Here is a 21,124-nt window from a genome sequence, read left to right as displayed (position 1 = left end):
GTCTCGCTGGCGTCAACTTGAGGTGGTCACGACCACTGACGGGAGACCCCGATGACCGGCAGCTTTCCCCTCGCACCGTGGATCCTCGCCTGCACCGCCGCGGAGACGATAGGCATGTCGGCGTCGGCCGCCGCCGCGCGTGCCGCCGACGCCGTGCAGAGTCTGCGCGACGGGAGCCCCGCCCTCGCCCTTCTCCTGATCATCGGCGGTGGACTGGTCGAGGGGCTCGCCCTCGGCCTTCTGCAGTGGCTGGTTCTGCAGCGCTGGCTTCCCGGTCTCAGCGCTCGGCGGTGGGTTGTCTCGACGGTGCTCGTCGCCGGGATCGGCTGGGCTGCCGCATCGGCTCCGGGTCGACTGACGCCCGCCGACGGAACCGAGCCGCCGCTCCCCCTCGTGCTGCTGATGGCCGGGGCGCTCGGCGGCGTCATGGGCGTCGCACTCGGGGCCGCACAGGCAGGCGGACTCGTCGGCCTGGTTCGGCATCCATGGAGATGGATCACCGTCAGCGCACTCGCGTGGATGCCGGCGATGGTGACGATCTTCGCCGGGGCGACAACTCCGGAGGCAGACTGGGCCTTCGCGCCGGTGGCACTGCTCGCAGCGCTCGCGGGTGCCGCGGCCGGTGCCGTCCTCGGCACCATCAGCGGCCTGTTGGCCCCGGCCCTTGGCCCACTCGCACCAGCGGATGCGGCCGCGCGCTCCACCACGGCAGCCCACGAACCACAAAAGCCCCCGCATTCGCGAGGGCTTTGAGTAGTGCGCCCGGAGGGATTTGAACCCCCGGCCTATTGATCCGTAGTCAATTGCTCTATCCGCTGAGCTACGGGCGCATTGGCGTTGAACTTCGAACGTACGACTCGAAGCCAACCTGAAAACTATACCAGCCGTTCGCACCGTCCAAGACCGACCCAGTGAGCGTGCGAAATTCAGGCTGAGGCAGCATCCGGGGCTATATCGACGACGGCGGGCGGGTGGGCCTGAATCTCGTGAGGTGATGAGGGGAGGGCCGTGGAATCGAGCGCCGCAACCTGCCGCTTGAGAGCCACCATTCGGTACGACGTGTCGATGATCTCGGCGAGCTCCTCCCGCGAGACCGGGCCATCGAGGGGAGCCGCGAGCCATCCGCCCGGGCCCCAGTATGGCGGGCTGTAGAAGCCGGGGCGCTCGAGGTAGGAGAGCCGCTCATCTGCGGAGCCGGGCTTGAAGACCATGGTGAGGCTGTCATCCATGGATGCCCCCACCAGCACGAAGATCTTCTTGCCTGCCCGAAACGTCGGCCTTCCCCACGCCTCGACCTCCGCGGCCTCTGGGTAGCCCATGCAGACCCCGCGCACCCACGCGACAACGGGATGCTGCGGGTCGACTACCCGGGGGTGCGGCTCGGCCATGCAACGACAGTAGCGCTACTCCTCGACGGGCGGAATGTCAACCGTTGCCGGGAAAAGTGCCCCCCGAACAGGGTTGAGGTACTTTTCAGGAACCACCCAAAAGACGGAAAGGATCGACCGAATGACTATCGCACTCACTAGGCCGCACGCTAGCTCCGTCTCGTGGACGAACCCCGACCGCGGCCTCTGGGTCGCCGCAAACGGCAACGACCCGCTCGGCACCATCGAGCGCCGTGACGGCCGCTACATCTCGACAGACGCGCGGGGGCGCATCGTCGGCCGCTTCGACGACTTCACCTCTGCGCAGGTCGCAATCGACCACGACAACCTCGGCATCGACATCGACCAGCGCGAGCGGGTCGTCGGCCGGGTGACCATCGGCCTTCTGCTGTTCTCCCTGCTGGGCATCGCCTACACCTTCGGTGTGCTGCTGCGATGAGTCTGCTGCACCCGTCGAGCGTCGGGGCCCCGGTGGCCCTGTGGTTCTCGAATGGTGCACCCGTGCGGATCGTGTATGCCAGCACTCGTTTTCGCGTGACCGCCGCGGAGCCAAGCGCCGAGGGTTGGGCACTGCGAGCGGCCGATACACACGGTCACGAGGTCGAGTTCAGCGTCGTTGCACGAGGCACCGGCTGGGAGCTGCGCAGCGCGCACTAGTCACACGCGCTACGGCGCCTCTGGCCCGCCGGGCTCCGGCACGAGCTGAAGACCACCGGCCGAGTTCGCCGACTTGGTGAGGGCCTGAACCCACTGCCCGTTGATTGCCGGCGACTTGCTGCCGAAGTACTGGAAGCTCAGCGAGATCGTCGGGCTGATCCAGATCGAGGTGCGGCCGTATCCATTGCGCGACGGGTCGGTCCAGGTGAAGGAGAACTGCTCACCGCGGCGGATCTTGGCCCAGATCACTACCTGAAGGTGGGCGAGCACGCGGTCGTCGAACGTCGCGGTCAGTTTCGAATCATAGGTGAGGGTGCCCACGACGGTCCTTCCTGTGCTGAGCCTTTTCGGATCACTATCTTCACACGTGATCGATCATCACTTGGTTCTTGCCGGCTGCTTTCGCGCGGTACATCGCGTTGTCTGCGGTGATGAGAACCTGGTCGACGGTCGTCGCCACCGAGTCGTCTGGCCCCCATAGCGCGATGCCGATGCTCGCGCTGACCGGGAGGCTCGTGGCGGTGAACGGAGCCGCGAGCGCCGACCGCACGCGCTCTGCGATCGCACCGGCGGCATCCGCGTCGGCGAGCTCGCAGACGATCACGAACTCGTCGCCACCGAACCGGCCGACGGCGTCGTTCTGCCGCACGGCCCCGGCGATGCGATCGGTGACCTCGAGCAGGAGGGCATCGCCGCGCGCGTGGCCGAGGGTGTCGTTCACGAGCTTGAAGCCGTCGAGGTCGAGGAAGAGCACGGCGAGGTGCGAGGCCTCACGCGCCGCAAGGGCGAGAGCCCGGCCGAGGATCTCCGACAGCAGCGAGCGGTTCGCCAGCCCCGTGAGCGGGTCGCGCAGCGCCAGCTGCTCCAGCTTCGCGGTGAGGCGCAACCGCTCGAACGCCTGGGCCGCCTGGCGCATGAGCGCGGAGGCGAGGGCGATCGTCTCCTCGTCGAAGCTGCGTCCGCGGCCGAAGAAGCTCGTGACCGCACCGAGCGGAGTGGATGCAGCACCAGCCGCGGCATCCAGCAGCGGCACCGCGAGCACCGCCTCCAACTGCGCCCCGCGCAGCCCGTTGGCGACACGCTCGTCGTACGCCTCCTCCGGGTTCGCGACGGCGACGATGCGCGCCTCGGTGAAGGCGACGGCCGATGGCCACCAGTCCTCTGCGACGGCACCGGGCTCGTGCAGCCCGGCCACCGAGACGAGAGCGCCATCCGCGCCAGGCATGACGAGCGCGACGGAGGTGGCGGTCAGGGCGGTGCGCACGCTCGCCACCACGGCCTCCGCGAGCTCTGCAGAGGTCGTGGCGTCGCCGAAGTCGCGCGAGGCGTCTTGCAGCACCCGCACGCTCTGCTCTGAGGCCTCGGCCGCGCGGCGGGCAAGCAGCAGCTCCCGCTCGTAGCCGTGTCGTTCTGTGGCGTCGAAGACGGAGACCTGCACGGTGCCTTCGTCGGCGATAACGGCGTTGATGAGCGAGGGGAACGCGCTTCCGTCGGGTCGGCGAAGGGAGAGCGAGACCTCGCGCACCTCGCCGTTGAGGCGAAGCACCGGCATCTGACGCGTCTCGTAGAAGAAGCGGCTGCCCGGGTCGAGCAGGTCGGCGAACGCCGTGCCGACGAGGGCGTCGCGCTCGTAGCTCGTCCAGGCGAGGAGCGTGGCGTTGACGTCGACGATGGTGCCGGCGTCGTCGGTCACGAGGTGGCCGCACGGGGCGGAGTGCCAGAGCGCCGCGTAGTGCGAGGGGTCAGCCAAGGAAGGCGGCCATCTCGGAGGCCACCTGGTCGGGGTCAGAGAGGTTGGGGCAGTGCCCTTTCGCGGTCAGCACGACGAGCTCGCTGCCGGCAATGCCCTCGTGAACGAACCGCCCGGCAGCGAGCGGCGCGATGGCGTCGTCGGTGCACTGCAGCACGAGGGTCGGGGTGGTGACACCCGCCAGGTCTCCGCGATTGTCTGACAGGAAGGTGACGCGCGCGAAATGCCGCGCGATGGCGGGGTCGATGCGGCAGAAGCTCTCTGTCAGCTCCTCCCCCAGCTCTGGCCTGTCGCTGTTGCCCATGACGACCGGGGCGATCGCGCCCGACCAGCCGAGGTAGTTGGCGTCGAGGGCGTCGAGGAGTCCGTCCATGGCGTCTGCGGTGAATCCGCCCGTGTAGCCAGGGGCATCGACGTAGCGTGCCGACGGGCCGACGAGCACGAGGGCCCCGAAGCGCTCCGGCACCCGCTGCGAGGCGAGCACCCCGATCATCGCGCTGACGGAGTGGCCGACGAACACGACGTCACTCAGGTCGAGGGCCTCGATGATCTCGACGACGTCGGCCGCGTACCCGTGGAGGGCGTCGTACTTCGGCGGGTCGTATGCCGAGAGGTCGGAACCGCCCGCTCCGACGTGGTCGAACAGCACGATGCGAAAACGCTCGGCGAAGTGCGGCACGACATAGCGCCACATCTGCTGGCTGCAGCCGAACCCGTGCGCGAACAGCATCGGCCGGCCATCGGGGTTGCCGGAGACCACCACGTTGTTGCGTGCCACGACGGCCTCGCGACTCAGTACTGGACTCACATTGCCTGCTTCGGGTCGGGGCGGTCGCCACTCCTAAAAGTACGGGGCGCGCCCTCGCGCGGCAATTCGCCAGAGGGGCTTGATTTTTCGGGCACCATATCCATTCCCCCACCCCGCCGCAACATTTTCTGCACAATTGACTCGGATGCCGCGAGGGCGTCGAATTGCACGGTGCCTCCCCTCTCCGATCGCCGCGCCCTCGCTGACGCCCTCGTCGGAGCCGTCGAGCGTGGCGAGTTCTACGCGGAGTACCAGCCGCAGGCCGACCTTGCCACTGGGGCGATCCTCGGGGCGGAATCGCTCGTGCGCTGGCGGCATCCGACGCTCGGTATCGTGCCGCCGTCGAACTTCATCCCCCTCGCAGAAGACAGCGGTGCGATCCACGAGATCGGGCGGTTCATGCTCGATGAGGGCATGAAGTGCGCGGCAGACTGGGCCGACCGCGGCATCCCGCTCTCTGTCTCTGTCAACGTCTCACCGGTGCAGCTGCGGGACGCCGGAGTCGTCGAGCACATCGCCGCCGGTCTCGCCCGCCAGTCGCTGCCGGCCAACGCCCTCACGATCGAGATCACCGAGTCGCTGCCGATCGAGGACCTTCCCCAGGTCGTCACCCTGTTGGAGCAGCTGCGATCCCTCGGAATCGGCGTCTCCATCGACGACGTCGGGGCTGGTCACGCAACACTCGCACTCGTGGATGCACTGCCGGCGAGCGAGGTGAAGCTCGACCTGTCGCTGTTGCAGGACGGCACGACGAAGGCATCCGACTTCATGACGAGCATCGTCGCTGCCGTGACACCCCGCGGCATCGTCGTGGTCGCGGAGGGCATCGAGACGATCGGCCAGCTCTACCGGGCACGCGTCCTCGGCTGTGCACGCGGGCAGGGCTACCTCATCGGCCGCCCCATGTCGTGTGAGACCCTCGAGCGGCTGCTGGAGGACTAGAGGTGGCTGAAGCTCGCGTCGTCGAGATCGGTGCCGCTCGCATCGGCCTCTGGCTCCGTGGCAGAGGCGGGGTCGCCACCCACCTCGATCTGCGTCCATACGACGGGCATGCCCGGCGAGAAGAGGATGTCGATGCCAGGCCCCGATCGCAGCGGCGGGATGTTGACGTAGCCGCCGCCGGCCTTGATGGCCTCGAGGATGCGGCCCTTCAACTCGGTCACCGGGTCGGGAAGGAAGTAGTCACGGCCATCGACGGTGAGCCTGTTGACGATCACAGGGAGACCAGCTTCCTTGAGAGTGGCGGCGCCGCATTCGCGGCCGGTCAAGCCAGAGTACCCGTCAGAATAGGATGGCAACCATGGGCCAGCTGATGTACGGAACACCCGCAGACTCCTTCGAGCTAGACGACCGCACCCTCGCCCATGTCGAGATCGTCAGCCTCGCCAAGCTGCGCCGCAACGAGAGCTTCGCCCTCGTGCTCCCAGGCGCTGGCACGACGCGAACGACCCTGTGGGTCTCGCCGGTGACGGCCATGCAGTTCCGGCTCGACGACGGAGCACAGGACATCGACCGCGAGTGGCTCGACCAGCTCATCGAGGGTGCAAACTCGCCCGGAGGCCTTCGCGTGGAGCCGAAGGCGACCGCATAGTGGTCACCATCCTCGTGCCGTGGCGGTCGCAGCCGTCGCGGGTAGCGGCCTTCGACGCCCTGCAGCGGTGGTACGCACAGCACGTTCCCGGGGCCGTCATCGTGCCGGTGGACTCCGACGACGAGGTGTTCAACCTCTCGCGGTGCCGAAATCTCGGTATTCGCTCCATCGCCGATGAGTCAGAGGTCGTCGTCATCAACGATGCCGACACCGTTCCAGAGCTCGACCCGCTGCTGGAGGCCATCGAGCAGGCCGCGACGAGCGGTGTCGTTCACCTTCCGTACGACCGCTACCACTGGCTCGGCCGCGACGGCACCGCCCAGTTCCTCTCCGGCACAGATCCGGCCGACTGCGAGTACGAGCTCGTCATCGGCGCTCGCAGCGGCGTCTACGTGACCACCCCGGCCACGTGGTGGAACCACGGCGGGCAGGACGAGCGCTTTCGCGGCTGGGGCTTCGAGGATGCCGCCTGGTACGTCGCGCACGAGACGCTCCTCGGCGAAGCCCCGCGCCGCCATCCCGGTGCCGTGTACGCCCTCCACCACGAGACGCAGCTGCGCGAGGGCCCGCAGTACGACCTCAATGCGGCGCTCATGCAGCGCTACACCGACGCCTCGACCTCGCGAGAGGCGATGACTCAGTTGGTGTTCACGGCCTCGTAGGCACGCGCGGCTCCTGGCCGCGACTGCAGCGACGCCGCGATCGGCAGCGGGCCGATGTCGAGAACCCGGCGAACGGCATCCGCCAGCTCGTCCACCGTCGCAGTGTTCGGCGCGAGGGCCAGGCCAAGACGGTTGCTCTCGATCGCCGCGGCGCCCGCGAACTGGTCGGTCGAGAATGGCAGCACGAGCAGCGGAACGCCCGCGCTCATGGCCTCGGTGACGCTGTTGTTGCCACCATGGGTGACCGCAGCGGCGGCCTTCGACAGCAGCCGCACCTGGGGAAGGAAGCCGCGCACGAGCCAGCCGGCCGGCGCAACAACCGTGCTCTCGCCGGTGGCGATCGCGGCGCGGAGGCCACGGGAGGCGATGGCGTCGGCAACGCGCTGCAGCACGTCGTCGCGCACAGAGAGGAAGCTGCCGAAGCTCACATAGACGAAGGGCTCGTCGCTCGCGGCCAGCCAGTCCTCTACCTCGTCGTCGGTCGGCTCTGCCCGCACGGCCGAGCCGAGAAAGACGCCATCCCGCGGCTCGGCGAGCTCTGCCGGGTAGTTGAAGAACAGGGTGTCGCCGTGCTCGGCGAAGGCGCTCGCGCTCGGCGACGCCTGCGGGTCGAGTTCGGCGAGGGCGGCGTTCCACTCCGCGGTGAAGCGCGCGTCTACCCGCTCGCAGAGCTCGCGAAGGCGATCGAGGCTGTCGGCGCTGGGAGTGAACGCGGCGGGCCAGGCTGGCGGAAACCCGTAAACCTCGCCGGCCTGGGGCAGCGCTGATGGATGCCCGAGCACGACATCCGCGTACGGCACCTTCGCCGCGGCAAGCGCCAGCCGCGCGCTGAACGCGAGGTGGTCGACGAGTATCTGGTCTGGCGCCACAGATCTCACGACCGCCTGCACCTCGCGACCGACGCGCACCGGCTCCCACATGAGGTCGCTCAGGCGTGCCTCTGCCTGGTACTCGAGGGTCTCGACCATGCCGAGACGGGTGGCGTCGAAGAAGCCGCGCAGCGCGTCGTCCTCCCCCGTCGGCTGGTCCTCCGCGCGAATGGTGCCGGGGTTGGAGCCCTTGCCGAGCTGCAGGTTGACCCGTTCGAACCCGAAGGACTCGACAATGGATGCCGTGGCCGGCCCCGTCGCAACCACGACTCGGTGCCCCGCGGCCTTCCACGCCGTGGCCAGCGTCGCGAGCGGCAGCAGGTGCGAGGCGTAGTCGGGACTGATGACGAGCAGTGTCACAGCGACGACACCGACTCGCGCAGCTCGCTCTCCTCCTCGTCGACGCGCGCGTAGACGCCGTCGAGGGCGGCTGCCATGGCCTGGATGGTGAAGCTCTTCTCCACGGTCGCCCGCGAGCGCAGCGCACGCACCTCGCCCGACTCGCCCTGCGACGCGTCGAGGGCCACTGTCATCGCCTCACCGAGGCGCGCGGGATCCCACGTCGGCGCGAGCACACCGGTGACGCCCTGCTCGACGTAGGTGGCTGGGCCTCCCGCGTCAGGGCCGACCACGAACAGCCCGGCCCCCATGGCCTCGAGCAGGGCGATGCCGAACTCCTCCTTGAGGCTGCCGCAGACGTAGATACCGCGCGGCGCGGCAAGACCGGGTACGCCGAACCGTGTTGCCGCGACCCACCGCGCCACCGTGTCGTTGGGCCGGTGGCCCGCGAGGATGAGGCCGGCCTCACGCCGCCGCGTCGGCTCGACCGTCGCGTCGATGAGGGCGAGCTGCTCCCGCTCGTCGGCCGAGGGGCTCACGAGGTCGCCGCCGATGAGCAGCAGGTTGGCTCGCTCGTGCAGCGGTCCGCGCGACCAGGCGTCGGCGATCGTCGCCATGCCCTTGACGCGGTGGAAGCGGCCGACGCTGACGATGAGGGGAAGCCCTCGCCGCTCGGCCGGCAGCTGCTCGAGCAGCTCGGTGAGTTCTGCGAGCGCTGGCGTCGCCGGCTGCCCGGCGGAGTAGTCTGCCGCCTCCTCGACGCCCCGGTCGACGACGTCGAGGTCGATGCCCTCCGGAACGATCGAGTGGCGCTCAGGATGCTTCGTGATGTCGATGCCGACGAGCGTGCGCATGTCCTCTGCGAGGGCGGGGCGGGGAAAGAGCACGGTGTGCGCCGCGTTGGCGGCGAGCTGCTGCACGAGGCGAGCGCGAAACCAGAAGTGCTCCGTCTCGTCGACGTCGCCGAAGTTGCGGTGCGAGAGCCGGCCAGAGAGGTCGAGGGTGTTGATGACCGCGTGCGGGTCTGGCGCGACAGTGAAGACGACCGGGATGTCGAGCTCGCGTGCGACGTCGGCCGCGGCAAGGCTGCCGACGTCGGCCATGCGCAGGTGCACGACGTCGATGCCGCCGGACGCGCGCAGCAGGCGACGGATGCCGCGGCGAGCAGCCACGCGCAGCGGCCACGCGTTCGCCGACTGCACCGGCTCGCTGAGCAGCGGGATGCGGCCATAGGAGTGCCCGGCGCTGGCCCCCGTGATCGAGGTGACGCTGTCGAGAGCGTCGCCGACCGATCCCCGGGACATCGTCAGCACACGGGCGCCGGGATTGCCCGCGACGATCGCGTCGCCGAGCCGAACGAGCAGGGTGGCGATGCCGCCGTTGTCACCACGACCGGCGTGGGCGAGTTCTGGATCGATGTCGGCGTGCAGGAACAGCTGGGCGACGCTCAACCGGCCGGGGGTGCGCGGCGCGAGGGGTGCAGCGGCGAGGTCGACGAGGGCGAGGCGTGCGACATCCGCGAGCACGCCGTCCCCCGAGGCGAGACTGTCGAGCAGGGCCGGCACCTCCTGGTCGGTGCGGCGCTGACCGAGGGCGGAGATCGCCGCGACACGCACCTGGTCGGTCTCGAGCGGGTCGGCGACGATGCGCAGCAGGGGCCCGGAGGCGATGCGGTCGCGCACAAGGCCGAGGGTCTCGATGAGGCGGTAGCGGGCATCCGGGTCGGTGATGCCGAGCAGGGCGCCCTCGATGCCGATGGCAACGGGAGCGGCCGCTGGCGCCGACCACTGCTCGAGGGTGCGCTGGGCGAGCATGCCGCCGAAGCCGCCCGCGGCAACGGTGGCCACGAGACGGCCGATCGTGTCGAACCGGGGAAGGCGGGAGGCGAGGGCCCACGCCGCGTGCTCGCGGATGAATCCGCGGTCGTCGCTGAGCAATGCGGAGAGCGCGACATCGGCTTCGGCATCGAAGACCTGGGCGAGGGCATGCACGGCGGCGATGGCGGCGATCTGGTCGTCGCCCTGCAGCGCGGAGGTGAGAACCCGGATGGTGCGCGCACCACCGTCGCGATTGGCATCGAACGCGAGGTCGTCGGCAAGACGCAGGGCGTCGATGACGCGGTCGGCATTGCGAACCGCATCGAGTGACGTCAGGATTCCCACGGCAGTTCCTTCCAGCGCGGCCGAGGCGGCCGACCCGCAATCGTATCGGTCGAACCCGACGGCAAGCTGGCTGTTCCGTCGCGTGATATCAAGTGGTATGCGCATTGTCTCCATCGGCGATATCGGCCCCCTCGACGGCATGCTTCACGTGGGCGACGAAGCCATGTTCGAGGCCATGGCCATCGAGCTCCGCTCCCGTGGCGCGACCGACATCACCGGGCTGTCGTCGAACCTCCCCGACTCGGCAGAGCGGTACGGAATCGACGCGATCCGCACCTTCGGCTTCGGGGGCGGCGACCGCGCCGCGAGCGAGCGGCGCATGCACGAGATCCTCACCGGCAGGATCCAGCCGAGAGATCCGGCCGTCGACATCGTGCGGGCCGTGCAGACCGCCGACGCCGTCGTCATCGCCGGCGGCGGCAACATGACCTCCATCTGGCCGAGCCACATCTTCGAGCGGGCGACCCTCGGTGCCCTCGCCGTTGCGGCCGGCACACCTCTCGTCGTGAGCGGGCAGACCCTCGGTCCGCAGCTCGACGACGCCGACACCGTGCTGCTCGCCGGCCTGCTGCGCTCTGCCGACCTGGTTGGCGTGCGCGAGGGCGACTCGCTCGCCCTCGCCGAGCGCCTCGGGGTGAGCGCAGAACTGCACGCGGATGACGCGTCGTTCCTCGCCGACCTCGTTGCGTCATCCGCGCCCCGCCCCCCGTTCCCGTACTGCCTTGTGACGCTCTCGACCCACACGGGGACTGGCGACCGCGCGGAGTTCGTGGATGCCGTGGCGCGCCTGCTCGACGCCGTCGCGTCGACGACGGGGCTCGGCGTCGTCTTCTCCGGCCACTTCGCGCCGTTCGCCGGGCTGCCGCGCGGGGACGAGGTGATCCACGAGCTCGTGCGCAGTGCCATGCAGCAGCAGAGCGGCACGGCTCGCGTGGCGAGCGCGGCAGAGAGTGCCGCCCTCGCCCGCGGTGCGTCCCTCGTGGTGAGCAGCCGCTACCACCCCGCCGTGTTCGCCGTCTCCGGTGGTGTGCCGACGATCGCCATACCGGTCGACGACTACACGACGACGAAGCTCACGGGAGCCCTCGCCAACTTCGGCCAGTCGTCGCTGCTGCCCATCGACGCGCTCATCGCCGACGATGGCCCATCGCTGCTCGCCGACGTGTGGCAGCAGCGCTCGTCGATCGAGCAGAGCGGACTGAGCCTCGCCGAAGAGCAGCGGGCATCGACCGCCGCATGGTGGGATGCCGTCGCCGCCCTCGCGATGTCGGCGCACCGCTCGTAGAATCGACAGCAGCAGGGCCGGCTGCTCCACCACGGAGCCGAGGCAATGCACCACTCGCGACAAGACGCATTCGACGCTGCGGCGCGCGCGAAGGCCGGCCACACCGCAGAGTGGCACCCGGTTCTCGCGGCGGTCGAACAGCGACCGGGATGCTGGCACATGACGACGCCATATGGCGCGGAGTACGCGGTGCTGCAGATCGTGCGCATCGGCGGAGAGCTCGGCTACCGCGCCGTCACCTTCGCCCCGGTCAGCACCGACCGGCACCTCATCGGCTACTACCGCACCCTGCGGGCCGCCGCTGCCAACGCCCACCGCCACTGGCTGTCGACCCTGTCTCCCATGGGGTTCGCGCCCGCGCCGTGGCAGGGCGGGCCACCCGCCTCTCGGCCGAACGGCTGACCGGGGTCTGGCCGGTGGAGGGAGGTCGTGGGCTCCCCGGCTCGCGAGGATCGAGGCATGAAACCATCCCGCACGCGCTGGCTCATTCCGACGGGCCTGATCATCCTCAGCCTGGTGCCCGTGATCGCGGGCGCCCTGCGCATCACCGAGCTCGCAACCGGAGCGGAGATCACCCCAGACAATGCCAGGGCGTTCGCCATGCCATTCCCTGTGCTCGCGCACATCATCGGCGCGACGCTCTTCTGCGTCGTCGGGTCGTTCCAGTTCCTGCCGGGGCTGCGCCGGGGTCGGCGCAGCTGGCACCGCCGCGCCGGCTATGTGCTCCTGCCCGCCGGGATGGTGGCCGCGCTCTCCGGGCTGTGGATGACGGTGTTCTACGTCGCGCCATCGCCAGACGGCCCCGGTCTCAGCATCTTCCGGCTCATCTTCGGCAGTGCGATGTTCCTCTCGCTCGTGCTCAGCGTGCGCTCCCTCGCGCTCCGCGACTTCGCGGCCCACGGGGCCTGGGTCACCAGGGCGTACGCGATCGGAATCGCCGCTGGCACCCAGGTCATCACCGCCATCATCTGGACGTTCACGATCGGCCCGATGGAGGAGACCTCAGAGGCGCTGCCCATGGGTGCCGCCTGGATCATCAACCTCGGCATCGCAGAGCTGGTGATCTGGCGTCGTCGTCGGGTGGCGGCCGCAGAGCGCGCATCGCGCCTCGAGCGCAGCAGGGCGCGCGCCGTCGCGCGCCTATCATGAGGCCATGAGCGTGCGTGCTGGCTGGGACGCACCGGCCGCGACCCCGGCACCGCCGCGGCGGGTGTGGCGCGACTGGGCGCTCGTCGGGCTGCTGATTCCCCTCATCCTCATCGAGGGCCTCTCCCAGTGGGAGAAGCCCGGCCTTGCCGCGTGGACGCTCGTCACGCTTGCGATCGTTCCGACTCTGCTCTGGCGCCGCCAGCGGCCGCTCACGATGCTCGCCATCGCCTACGTTGCGACAGAGGCGGTGTCTCTGATCGTCGGCCGTGACGTGCAGCTGGTGAGCTCCGCGTTCGTGCTCGTGCTCGTCTACGCCGTTTTCCGCTGGGGCACCGGCCGGGCTCGCGTCGGTGCCGTCGCTCTCATCTGCTTCTCGATCGTCATGGCCACCATCGTCTCGGCCGACTGGGTTCCAACGCTCGCGGGCGGCGCCGCGGTCATGCTCGTGACGATCCTCATCGGCGCGCTGCTGCGCCAGCGGGCGACCGCGCGTCTTCGCGAGCTCGAGTCAGTGCGGGCGAGGGAGCGCGCCGGGCTCGCGCGCGACCTGCACGACATCGTCGCCCACCATGTGTCGGCGATCACCGTGCAGGCTCAGGCGGGAATCGCCACAGCAGCGAAAGACCCGACGGCGGCAGTGACGGCGCTCACGATCATCGAGGCGGAGGCCTCCCGCACGCTCAGCGAGATGCGGGCGATGGTTCGCACCCTCCGTGACTCCGAGGCAGCGGAGGTCGCTCCCCTGCCTGGCATCGCCGAGCTCGCCTCCCTCGCCGGCGGGAACGGCCACGGCCCCTCCGTCGGCGTGCGCATCGACAGTGCAGCCGACGCGATCCCTCCGGCCATCGCCGCTGCGCTGTACCGCATCGCCCAGGAGTCGGTCACGAACGCCCGCCGGCATGCACGTGGCGCGACACTCGTCGACGTGCTGCTCGTCGTCGACGAGGTCGGTGCGACCCTGACAGTGCGCGACAACGGCGATGGCGGCTCTGCGGGATCGACGGGATATGGAATCCCCGGCATGACGGAGCGCGCCTCCCTCCTCGGTGGCTCCTTCAGCGCCGGCCCCAACCCCGAGGGCGGCTGGGTAACCAGGGCGACGCTGCCACGGGCAGGATGGGCTGCATGACGATCCGGGTGCTCATCGCCGACGACCAGGAGCTCGTGCGGGCAGGATTGCGCATGATCCTCAATGCAGAGGACGACATCGAGGTGATCGCCGAGGCCGCCAACGGCACCGAGGCCATCGCGCTCGCGCGCCAGCTGCGACCCGACGTGTGCCTGTTCGACATCCGGATGCCGCTCACCGACGGAATCGAGGCGACGCGCGCGGTCGCGGGGCCGCTCGTCGCCGATCCCCTCGCCGTCGTCGTGATCACCACCTTCGACCTCGACGAGTACGTCTTCTCCGCCCTGCGCGCGGGAGCGCGCGGCTTCCTCCTCAAAGACGCGGGCCCGGCGCTGCTCGGCCAGGCCGTGCGGGCTGCTGCCGCCGGTGATGCGCTCATCGCACCGAACGTCACCGTTCGGCTGCTGGCGGAGTTCGCCAGTCGCGAGCCGGCATCCGCGTCTCGCCCGCCATCGGAGCCGCTCACTCCACGCGAGGAGGACGTGCTCGCCCTCGTGGCCCGTGGTCTCAGCAACACCGAGATCGCGACGGAGCTCTTCATCAGTCTCGGCACGGTCAAGACACACCTGACCGGGCTCATGACGAAACTCGACGCCCGCAATCGCGTCGAGCTCGCCATCTGGGCGCTCGGTCGGTCGCGCTAGCTGCTCACGACACGGGCCAGCAGATCATGGTGCGCCACGATGCAGGGTCGTCGACGGCCGGGTCGCTGAGGTAGCTCTCCCACATGACGGTGCCCGGCGTCAGGTTGGCGTCGGAGAGGTAGCGCTGCACCTCGTCGTAGGTCGGCCGAATGGAGTCGTACGGACCGACGTGGACTGCCTCGACAACGCGCCCCGCGGGAAGCGAGCCGGGAACGACATTGCCCGTCGGCGTGATCGCGGTCGCGACGGGGTACCCCGCCTCGACGTCAACGGTATCCGTTGGCATTCCGTAGTACTTGCCGAATGGGGGCCCGGTCGGCGTGACACCAGCGGATTCCAGTGCCGCGAGCGTCTCGGCGAAGGCCCGAGAGAAGAACTCGCTCAACTGGCCCATAGGCACCTGCTCTCGCACCCCGGCGGTTGGCTGCTCGACGTGCTCTGTGATCTGGATCTCGGTCATCTTTCGACTGTCGGCGTCGAGCCGTGGCACCGACAGGGTAGAAAGTCCCACCCGTGTCGATGGGTGCTCGTGACCCTCGTAGGACCATCGGCCCTGTCGGCGGGCCCGGCGCCGCCATTTCATCGAAGTGATCGCCAGCACCGACGACGACGGCACTAACGACGGCATCGACGACGACCGCGACGACGCGAGGAAGGGAAGGGGTGGCTGCGATGGTCACAATGGATCAGGTACGACCTCTGGCAGAGGTTCGCTCACCGTGGTGCGTGACGATTTACGGTCCCATCGAGGACTGGCTGCACGGCACCCGCGGGACTGGCGACGCCAACGCCGCGACCGCGGTGATCGAGCAGCAGCTTCGTGTCTCTGGCGCGACCGACGTCGAGGCCTCATTGATGCGCGAGCGGCTGCACGACGCCGGCGACGCGATCGGCCCGGTCAACACGGGCGTCGCGCACAGCGTCGGAATCTTCGCCACCGACACCGAGCTGACGGTGTATCCGATGGTCACGAGTCCGCATCCCGTCGCCCATGCCTCCGACCGGTTCCTCATCGGACCCCTCGTGGCCGAGGCGCTCGCGACCTCGCTTCGCGTCGTTGTTCTCGCCCTGTCAGCCCACCGGGTGCGGCTCATCGACGCCAGCCCGCTCAATCCGCAGCTCATCCTGGTGCCGGGGCTTCCGACAAACGTGGAGGAGGCGGTGCCGCTCGACCTCACCGGAGACCGCGACACCCTTGCGCACCTGCGCACCTCGGAGGATCCCAAGGAGCGGCTGCGCGAGTACGGTCGGGCGGTCTGGCGCGCCGTGGAAGCCGAGCTGCGGGGGCGAGAACCGCTCGTCATCGTTGCAGGAGCCGAGCCGCTCGCCAGCATCTTCCGGTCGATCCCCCACACCCTTCGGCTCGCCGACGAGACAATCGCCGGCAATCACGACGAGACGACGGTCGCGGAGCTCGCCGCCCTTGCCTGGCCGATCGCCGCCAAGCAGCGTGAGCTGGGCACTCGCGCCGTGCTCGATCGCTTCGCGGAGATGCCGGCGCGTGGTCGGGTGCTGGTCGAGCTGGAGCCGGTGATCGAAGCATGTCGCGTGGGAGCAGCCGACACCCTTCTCGTCGACGTCAACCGTCGGGCGCTCGTTCCGAGCCAGGCGTTCTCGGTGGCAACGACCCTCGACCAGGTCGACGAGGCCGTGCGTGCCGCACTCTCGACTGACGCAACGATCGTGCCGGTGCAGGAAGCCGACCTCCCGACCGTCGATCCGGTCGCGGCGATACTGCGGTACCCCATGGCCTCTCGCCAGTCCTCACGAAGCGGGGTGGTCTGATTGCGCTCCTCCCACACTCGAGCCGACGCCATCACCCGGTTCTCAACCAGGGTTGAGGCTGGAAGCATGCTCGGCGAGGCTCTCGCCACCGTGCCCATCGACAGGCCGGTGGTGCTCGGCCTGCCGCGCGGAGGAGTTCCCGTCGCGGCCGAGGTCGCTCGACGTCTCGACGCACCCCTCGACATCATCATCGTGCGCAAACTCGGAATCCCCGGGTATCCGGAAGTGGCCATGGGGGCCATCAGCGAGGCCGGCGTTCGAGTCATCGACGACTTCACGGTGGCGTGGGCAGGAATCGCGATCGACGCGCTTGCCGACGTTGAGCGCCGGGAACGCGCGGAACTCGCCACGCGCGTCGCGCGCTTTCGCGGCTCGGTGCCACCTCCAGACCTGACGGGCCGCACAGCCGTCATCGTGGATGACGGAATCGCGACCGGGGCCACCGCCACTGCGGCGTGTGAGACCGCGAGACGCTTCGGGGCACGAGAGGTGATCGTCGCAGCGCCCGTCGGCAGCGTCGAGGCGACGAACCAGATCCGCGGGGCCGACGACGTTCTCTGCCTTCTTCGACCACGCGACTTCGGCGCGGTCGGCCGCTTCTACGTCGACTTCGCGCAGACGGAGGATGACGAGGTAGCCGCCCTTCTCGACGCTGCCCGCCGCCATGACTCGAACGAGGGAGGCAACGACCATGGCAATGAACCACGCCACGGCGATCGATGACATTCGCGGTCTCGGCGCGCCGCTGCAGAGCCCGGCCGATCTCGGCTCGCTGGTAGAGCGGGCTCGGCACCGCCGCGTGGTGGCCATCGGTGAGGCGAGCCATGGCACCCATGAGTTCTACGCGTGGCGGGCAGAGCTCACCCGTCGCCTGATCGAGGAGCAGGATTTCACCTGGATAGCGGTCGAGGGCGACTGGCCCGACTGCTGGCGCATCGACCGATGGGTTCGGGGAATCGAGTCTCCGGAATCTGACGCCACAGAGATGCTGCGGTCCTTCGAACGGTGGCCGACCTGGATGTGGGCCAACATCGATGTCGCGAACTTCCTCGACTGGCTGCGAGAGCTCAATCTCTCGCGCAGCACGCACCATCGGGTCGGATTCTACGGAATGGATGTCTACTCCCTCTGGGATTCGCTGCACCGGGTCATGGAGTGGCTCGGTGCCAACGCGCCGACGTCCCTGCCCTCCGCCTACACCGCCCTGCGCTGCTTCGCTCCCTACGGGGAGGATCCCCAGCGCTACGCCTTCAGCACGCGACTCGTGCCGGAGGGCTGCGAGGCGGAGGTCGTCGAGCTGCTCACGCGGGTGCGGGAGGAGGCTCGCTCAGCGAGTTCCGCCGACCTCGACGCGATCCAGAACGCCGAGGTCGCCGCGGGGGCAGAGCAGTACTACCGTGCGATGGTGCGCAGCGACCGCGGATCGTGGAACATCCGCGATGTGCACATGGCCGACACGATCGAACGCCTCGCAATGCACCACGGGTCGGGCTCGAAGGGCGTGGTCTGGGCGCACAACACGCACATCGGCGACGCGCGCGCGACGAGCATGGCGGCGCACGGCATGCTCAACCTCGGTCAGCTGCTGCGTGAACGCTACGGCGAAGCGCATGTGCTGCTTGTCGGCATGGGAACGCATCGTGGCACCGTCATCGCCGCTGCACGATGGGGAGCGGAGGATGCCCTCCTCGCCCTGCCGCCGGCTCGCACCGCGAGCCATGAAGCGCTTCTGCACGATGCCCTCGGCCACGACGCCGTGCTCGACTTCTCCGGCCGTTCTCGCCACTGGCTGGCCACGCCAGCGGGACACCGGGCGGTCGGCGTCGTCTACGAGCCAGAGCACGAGTCAGGCAACTACGTGACGACCATGATGGGCCGGCGCTACGACGCGTTCCTCTGGATCGAGCAGTCGACCGGGCTGGTGCCCCTTCGACCGGAGCCCGTGCCGACCGAGGCGGAGTACGAGACGGAGCCCACGGGCTTCTGAACCTTGACGCGAATCGCCGATGGGACCTTCGCCCCTGTGGAGCGAAGGCCGGGGCGATCAGGGTTGCAGAATGGCAGATATCCCGATTGCCAATGGACACGGCCCCGACATCGAGGCGATTCTCGCCCGGCGGCACGACAACGGCGCGGATTTCTGGGCCACCGCAGACGGCCGCATAAGCAAAGGCAGTCCGTTCACGACTCTCGACTGTGCGTCGATGCTCGTCGACCTGGGATTGCCTCCAGACTCGCCGATTCTGCAGGGAACAGCGCATGTCATCTTCAGCGCGCTGCGGGATGACGGGAGGTTCAGGGTCTCTCCCGATGGCGCGATCTACCCCTGCCACACCATCAACGCTGCCCGGGCGCTCTGTCATCTTGGCTTCGCGGCCGACCCTCGGCTCGAGAACACATTCGATCAGCTCATGGGCACCAGGCACAGCGACGGCGGCTGGCGATGCCGCAAGTTCAGCTACGGGCGAGGCCCGGAGACGGAGTACTCGAACCCCGGTCCGACATTGACCGCGCTCGACGTGTTCAGACTCGCGAACCGACACCACAGCGCCGCGAACCTCGACGACGCCGTCGACTTCCTGCTCAGCCATTGGACCACCCGAGCCCCACTTGGACCCTGCCACTTCGGGATCGGCACCCTGTTCATGCAGATCACCTACCCCTTCGCCAGCTACAACCTCTTCTACTTCGTCTACGTGCTCTCGTTCTACACGAGCGCCCGCAACGACCCGAGGTTCCGAGAAGCGCTGGGGGTCGTGGAGTCTGGGCTGAAGGGGGGAGAGGTGATCGTGCAACGACCCCATCCGAAGCTGGCCGCACTGTCTTTCTGCCGACGAGGGGAACCAAGTGACCGTGCAACCGAGCGCTATCGCGAGCTGCGGCGAAACCTCGAGTGATGAGGCCGGCCAAACGTGGCGGCTGATCGAGCCCCTCTGTGGTGGGCGTCAATCTGAGGGGGACGCCAAGTCGAGGGACTTCAAGTGCGGAGACGGAGGGATTTGAACCCTCGGTACCCGTTAGGGTACTCCACCTTAGCAGGGTGGTGCACTAGGCCGAACTATGCGACGTCTCCAGTGTTCCGCACAAGCATAACCAATTCGCGCGGAGGGTCGTGACGGGGCTCGCTAGAGCTTCGCCGTGCAGGTCTGGTCGAAGGCGGTCTGACCACGCAGCCCGGCGATCGTCTCGACCTCTGCCGTTGGCGCAGCCGAGGGGTCGGGGCTTGCCGAGGGATCGACAGGAATGGCCGTGGCGTTCGGGTCTGCCACCGAGCCGACGCCGTCACCCGCCTTCGGCAAGGTGAACGGCTCGTCGGCGAGAATCTTGGCGAAGAGCTTGTTGCCGATGGCCGTGTTCGGCTTCACCTTGCCTGCGAACGGCGTTCCGGCCGCCTGGCCGGTCGACCCCGGGTACTGCGTGAACACGATGCTCTCGAGGGGAATGTCCTTGAGCGCCAGGGCGATCTGGGCCATCGTGTCGACGTTCTTGAGACCCTCCGACATGGTCAGGTTCGCGAGCGCCGCACGTGCGATGTTGTAGACCTTCACCGGGTCGCCGAGGGTGTCGGCGCTCTTCAGTGTGCGCACGAGAGACGACATGAAGACCTGCTGCGAGCTGATGCGGGTGAGGTCGCTGCCGTCACCAACGCCGTGGCGGGAGCGCAGGAACATCAGGGCGTCGTAGCCAGAGAGCTCGTACACACCGGCGGGCCGGTTGAATCCGGTGAATTTATCGTTGATGTCCTCGGCGAAGCAGACGGGAACGCCGCCAACCGCGTTCGACATCTCGATGACCCCGGTGAAGGTGATCATGCCGGCGTAGTCGATGGTCACACCGGTGAAGTTCTCGATGGTCTTGGCGACGCATCCGAGGCCGCCGTAGGAGAGCGCGACGTTGATCGGCTGGGCGGCCATCGCCCCGCTCGTGCGACCGGTGTCAGGGTTGGTGCACGAGGGGATCGGCACCACGAGGTCGCGAGGGAAGCTGACGGCGACCGCATTGGTGTGGTCGGCCGACACGTGAAGAAGGATGTTGACGTCGTTGAGCCCGGCACCGCCGCCGCGGCCGTGGCTGAGGAAGTCGCCCTGCCCCTCGCCGGTATCGGTGCCGACGAGAAGGATGTCGAATCCTCCCGGGAGTGCGTCGATGCTCGGGGGCGGACCGTTGCCCTCCTCCGTCGGAATCGTCACAGACGACACTCTGGAATAGGAGGAATAGAGGTTGATCGACACAACAGAGGCCGCGCTGAGCGCGACGACGACGATCGAGATTCCCACGAACTTGAGGGCGGCAAGCCACGGGTTCGACGTGGCCAGTCGACCGTGCCGTGCGATTCCTGCTGGTCGGCGTAGTGCCGATCTGGCGCGCTGCTCGCTCATGGGGAATCCCTTCGGTTGCTGGCCTCTGGTCGACGTTCGGGAGCGGAGGGCGTGGGATTCGAACCCACGAATGCTTTCACATCACCAGTTTTCAAGACTGGCTCCATCGGCCGCTCGGACAGCCCTCCATCGGAAACCAAAGTCCGAGTGTACCCGAAGCGTGACTTGTCAACCCTGAGGATGTGCCTAGACAGTTGAGAGAAACTGTGCGACCCCGTCGGCGAGGTCTGTGCCCGTTCGCGCGTTGCCCGCCTCGACCACCTCGTCGGGAGCCTGCCCCATGACTACCCCGCGGCCCGACTCCGACGCCCACTCGAGCATGTCGATGTCGTTGCGGCCGTCGCCCATCGCCAACACCCTCGAGCGCGGGATGCCCAGAAGCTCACGTACCCGCTCCAACGCGGTCGACTTGTTCACGCCGTCCGGGGCGATGTCGAGCCACGCGGTCCAGCCGACGTTGTAGCTCACCTTGTGCAGGCCCATCCGCTCGACCACGGAGAGGAAGTCCTCGATGGCGTGCTCGGGCA

At 68.6% G+C, this 21,124-nt stretch carries 24 protein-coding genes and 3 tRNA genes; 14 read left to right on the top strand and 13 right to left on the bottom strand.

Going from position 1 to position 21,124, the window contains the following annotated elements:
• The first annotated feature begins 51 nt into the window (after nt 1–51).
• On the top strand, nt 52–753 hold the full coding sequence (locus tag AC14A7_RS05595) for a hypothetical protein (protein WP_484007043.1): 702 nt from the start codon (nt 52–54) through the stop codon (nt 751–753).
• A 4-nt stretch (nt 754–757) separates the two neighbouring features.
• On the opposite strand, the gene AC14A7_RS05590 is transcribed toward AC14A7_RS05595, so the two are convergent.
• Nucleotides 758–830, bottom strand: a tRNA-Arg gene (locus AC14A7_RS05590).
• A gap of 96 nt (nt 831–926) precedes the next feature.
• The gene (locus AC14A7_RS05585; RefSeq protein ID WP_484007041.1) at nt 927–1,388 is read right to left on the bottom strand and encodes an MmcQ/YjbR family DNA-binding protein; all 462 of its coding nucleotides are present in this window, start codon (nt 1,386–1,388) and stop codon (nt 927–929) included.
• A gap of 121 nt (nt 1,389–1,509) precedes the next feature.
• Between AC14A7_RS05585 and AC14A7_RS05580 the strand changes: the two genes are divergently transcribed.
• Nucleotides 1,510–1,827 (top strand): hypothetical protein, encoded by a 318-nt coding sequence (locus AC14A7_RS05580; protein ID WP_484007039.1) that lies wholly within the window; start codon nt 1,510–1,512, stop codon nt 1,825–1,827.
• A 227-nt stretch (nt 1,828–2,054) separates the two neighbouring features.
• On the opposite strand, the gene AC14A7_RS05575 is transcribed toward AC14A7_RS05580, so the two are convergent.
• Genes AC14A7_RS05575 through AC14A7_RS05565 form a run of 3 tightly spaced genes read right to left on the bottom strand, consistent with a single transcriptional unit; the run spans nt 2,055 to nt 4,525 of the window.
• The gene (locus AC14A7_RS05575) at nt 2,055–2,366 is read right to left on the bottom strand and encodes a DUF7882 family protein (protein ID WP_484007037.1); all 312 of its coding nucleotides are present in this window, start codon (nt 2,364–2,366) and stop codon (nt 2,055–2,057) included.
• A 40-nt stretch (nt 2,367–2,406) separates the two neighbouring features.
• Nucleotides 2,407–3,795, bottom strand: coding sequence for a sensor domain-containing protein (locus tag AC14A7_RS05570; protein WP_484007035.1), 1,389 nt, complete (start codon nt 3,793–3,795; stop codon nt 2,407–2,409).
• Nucleotides 3,788–4,525: an alpha/beta fold hydrolase gene (locus AC14A7_RS05565; RefSeq protein WP_484007076.1), complete on the bottom strand. Its 738-nt coding sequence runs from the start codon at nt 4,523–4,525 to the stop codon at nt 3,788–3,790. The genes AC14A7_RS05570 and AC14A7_RS05565 overlap by 8 nt, the downstream gene beginning before the upstream one ends.
• A gap of 249 nt (nt 4,526–4,774) precedes the next feature.
• Here AC14A7_RS05565 and AC14A7_RS05560 point away from each other — a divergent pair, with 249 nt between their 5' ends.
• A complete protein-coding gene (locus AC14A7_RS05560; protein WP_484007033.1) occupies nt 4,775–5,545 on the top strand; it encodes an EAL domain-containing protein in 771 nt (256 codons plus the stop codon).
• Here AC14A7_RS05560 and AC14A7_RS05555 read toward each other — a convergent pair.
• The gene (locus AC14A7_RS05555; RefSeq protein ID WP_484007031.1) at nt 5,542–5,820 is read right to left on the bottom strand and encodes a hypothetical protein; all 279 of its coding nucleotides are present in this window, start codon (nt 5,818–5,820) and stop codon (nt 5,542–5,544) included. The genes AC14A7_RS05560 and AC14A7_RS05555 overlap by 4 nt on opposite strands.
• Before the next feature lie 83 nt (nt 5,821–5,903).
• Here AC14A7_RS05555 and AC14A7_RS05550 point away from each other — a divergent pair, with 83 nt between their 5' ends.
• Complete coding sequence (locus AC14A7_RS05550) at nt 5,904–6,194, top strand: DUF7882 family protein (protein WP_484007029.1); 291 nt, start codon at nt 5,904–5,906, stop codon at nt 6,192–6,194.
• Nucleotides 6,194–6,856, top strand: a complete 663-nt coding sequence (locus AC14A7_RS05545) for a hypothetical protein (RefSeq protein ID WP_484007027.1) — start codon at nt 6,194–6,196, stop codon at nt 6,854–6,856. Before AC14A7_RS05550 ends, AC14A7_RS05545 begins: the two co-directional genes overlap by 1 nt.
• Here the strand turns inward: AC14A7_RS05545 and AC14A7_RS05540 are convergent.
• Nucleotides 6,832–8,085, bottom strand: coding sequence for a glycosyltransferase (locus AC14A7_RS05540; protein WP_484007025.1), 1,254 nt, complete (start codon nt 8,083–8,085; stop codon nt 6,832–6,834). The genes AC14A7_RS05545 and AC14A7_RS05540 overlap by 25 nt on opposite strands.
• On the bottom strand, nt 8,082–10,226 hold the full coding sequence (locus AC14A7_RS05535) for a glycosyltransferase (RefSeq protein ID WP_484007023.1): 2,145 nt from the start codon (nt 10,224–10,226) through the stop codon (nt 8,082–8,084). The genes AC14A7_RS05540 and AC14A7_RS05535 overlap by 4 nt, the downstream gene beginning before the upstream one ends.
• Before the next feature lie 97 nt (nt 10,227–10,323).
• Between AC14A7_RS05535 and AC14A7_RS05530 the strand changes: the two genes are divergently transcribed.
• Genes AC14A7_RS05530 through AC14A7_RS05510 form a run of 5 tightly spaced genes read left to right on the top strand, consistent with a single transcriptional unit; the run spans nt 10,324 to nt 14,433 of the window.
• Nucleotides 10,324–11,511, top strand: coding sequence for a polysaccharide pyruvyl transferase family protein (locus AC14A7_RS05530; protein WP_484007021.1), 1,188 nt, complete (start codon nt 10,324–10,326; stop codon nt 11,509–11,511).
• A gap of 45 nt (nt 11,512–11,556) precedes the next feature.
• The gene (locus AC14A7_RS05525) at nt 11,557–11,913 is read left to right on the top strand and encodes a hypothetical protein (RefSeq protein ID WP_484007019.1); all 357 of its coding nucleotides are present in this window, start codon (nt 11,557–11,559) and stop codon (nt 11,911–11,913) included.
• 57 nt (nt 11,914–11,970) lie between these two features.
• Nucleotides 11,971–12,660, top strand: a complete 690-nt coding sequence (locus AC14A7_RS05520; protein ID WP_484007017.1) for a DUF2306 domain-containing protein — start codon at nt 11,971–11,973, stop codon at nt 12,658–12,660.
• 4 nt (nt 12,661–12,664) lie between these two features.
• On the top strand, nt 12,665–13,789 hold the full coding sequence (locus tag AC14A7_RS05515) for a sensor histidine kinase (protein WP_484007015.1): 1,125 nt from the start codon (nt 12,665–12,667) through the stop codon (nt 13,787–13,789).
• Nucleotides 13,786–14,433 carry a response regulator gene (locus AC14A7_RS05510; RefSeq protein ID WP_484007013.1) on the top strand — a complete coding sequence of 216 codons (648 nt, stop codon included), beginning with the start codon at nt 13,786–13,788 and terminating at the stop codon, nt 14,431–14,433. The genes AC14A7_RS05515 and AC14A7_RS05510 overlap by 4 nt, the downstream gene beginning before the upstream one ends.
• A 4-nt stretch (nt 14,434–14,437) precedes the next feature.
• Here AC14A7_RS05510 and AC14A7_RS05505 read toward each other — a convergent pair whose 3' ends face one another.
• Nucleotides 14,438–14,893 (bottom strand): GyrI-like domain-containing protein, encoded by a 456-nt coding sequence (locus AC14A7_RS05505; RefSeq protein WP_484007011.1) that lies wholly within the window; start codon nt 14,891–14,893, stop codon nt 14,438–14,440.
• A 266-nt stretch (nt 14,894–15,159) separates the two neighbouring features.
• Here AC14A7_RS05505 and AC14A7_RS05500 point away from each other — a divergent pair, with 266 nt between their 5' ends.
• From AC14A7_RS05500 to AC14A7_RS05485, 4 genes are all read left to right on the top strand, one after another.
• Complete coding sequence (locus tag AC14A7_RS05500; RefSeq protein WP_484007009.1) at nt 15,160–16,218, top strand: baeRF11 domain-containing protein; 1,059 nt, start codon at nt 15,160–15,162, stop codon at nt 16,216–16,218.
• 66 nt (nt 16,219–16,284) lie between these two features.
• Nucleotides 16,285–16,941: a phosphoribosyltransferase gene (locus AC14A7_RS05495; protein WP_484007007.1), complete on the top strand. Its 657-nt coding sequence runs from the start codon at nt 16,285–16,287 to the stop codon at nt 16,939–16,941.
• Nucleotides 16,910–18,205 carry an erythromycin esterase family protein gene (locus AC14A7_RS05490; RefSeq protein WP_484007006.1) on the top strand — a complete coding sequence of 432 codons (1,296 nt, stop codon included), beginning with the start codon at nt 16,910–16,912 and terminating at the stop codon, nt 18,203–18,205. The genes AC14A7_RS05495 and AC14A7_RS05490 overlap by 32 nt, the downstream gene beginning before the upstream one ends.
• A 70-nt stretch (nt 18,206–18,275) precedes the next feature.
• The gene (locus AC14A7_RS05485; RefSeq protein WP_484007004.1) at nt 18,276–19,115 is read left to right on the top strand and encodes a hypothetical protein; all 840 of its coding nucleotides are present in this window, start codon (nt 18,276–18,278) and stop codon (nt 19,113–19,115) included.
• 87 nt (nt 19,116–19,202) lie between these two features.
• On the opposite strand, the gene AC14A7_RS05480 is transcribed toward AC14A7_RS05485, so the two are convergent.
• From AC14A7_RS05480 to AC14A7_RS05465, 4 genes are all read right to left on the bottom strand, one after another.
• Nucleotides 19,203–19,291 (bottom strand) — tRNA-Ser (locus AC14A7_RS05480).
• A gap of 52 nt (nt 19,292–19,343) precedes the next feature.
• On the bottom strand, nt 19,344–20,597 hold the full coding sequence (locus AC14A7_RS05475; RefSeq protein ID WP_484007002.1) for an LCP family protein: 1,254 nt from the start codon (nt 20,595–20,597) through the stop codon (nt 19,344–19,346).
• Between the two features lie 43 nt (nt 20,598–20,640).
• A tRNA-Ser gene (locus tag AC14A7_RS05470) sits at nt 20,641–20,725 on the bottom strand.
• Between the two features lie 58 nt (nt 20,726–20,783).
• Nucleotides 20,784–21,124 (bottom strand): HAD family hydrolase (locus AC14A7_RS05465; RefSeq protein ID WP_484007000.1); only part of this gene is annotated, 341 nt, incomplete at its 5' end.

The sequence above is a fragment of the Conyzicola sp. genome (genome assembly GCF_057073975.1).
Note: the sequence above shows the minus strand (reverse complement) of the source record. Positions and strands in the feature narration are given on the sequence as shown.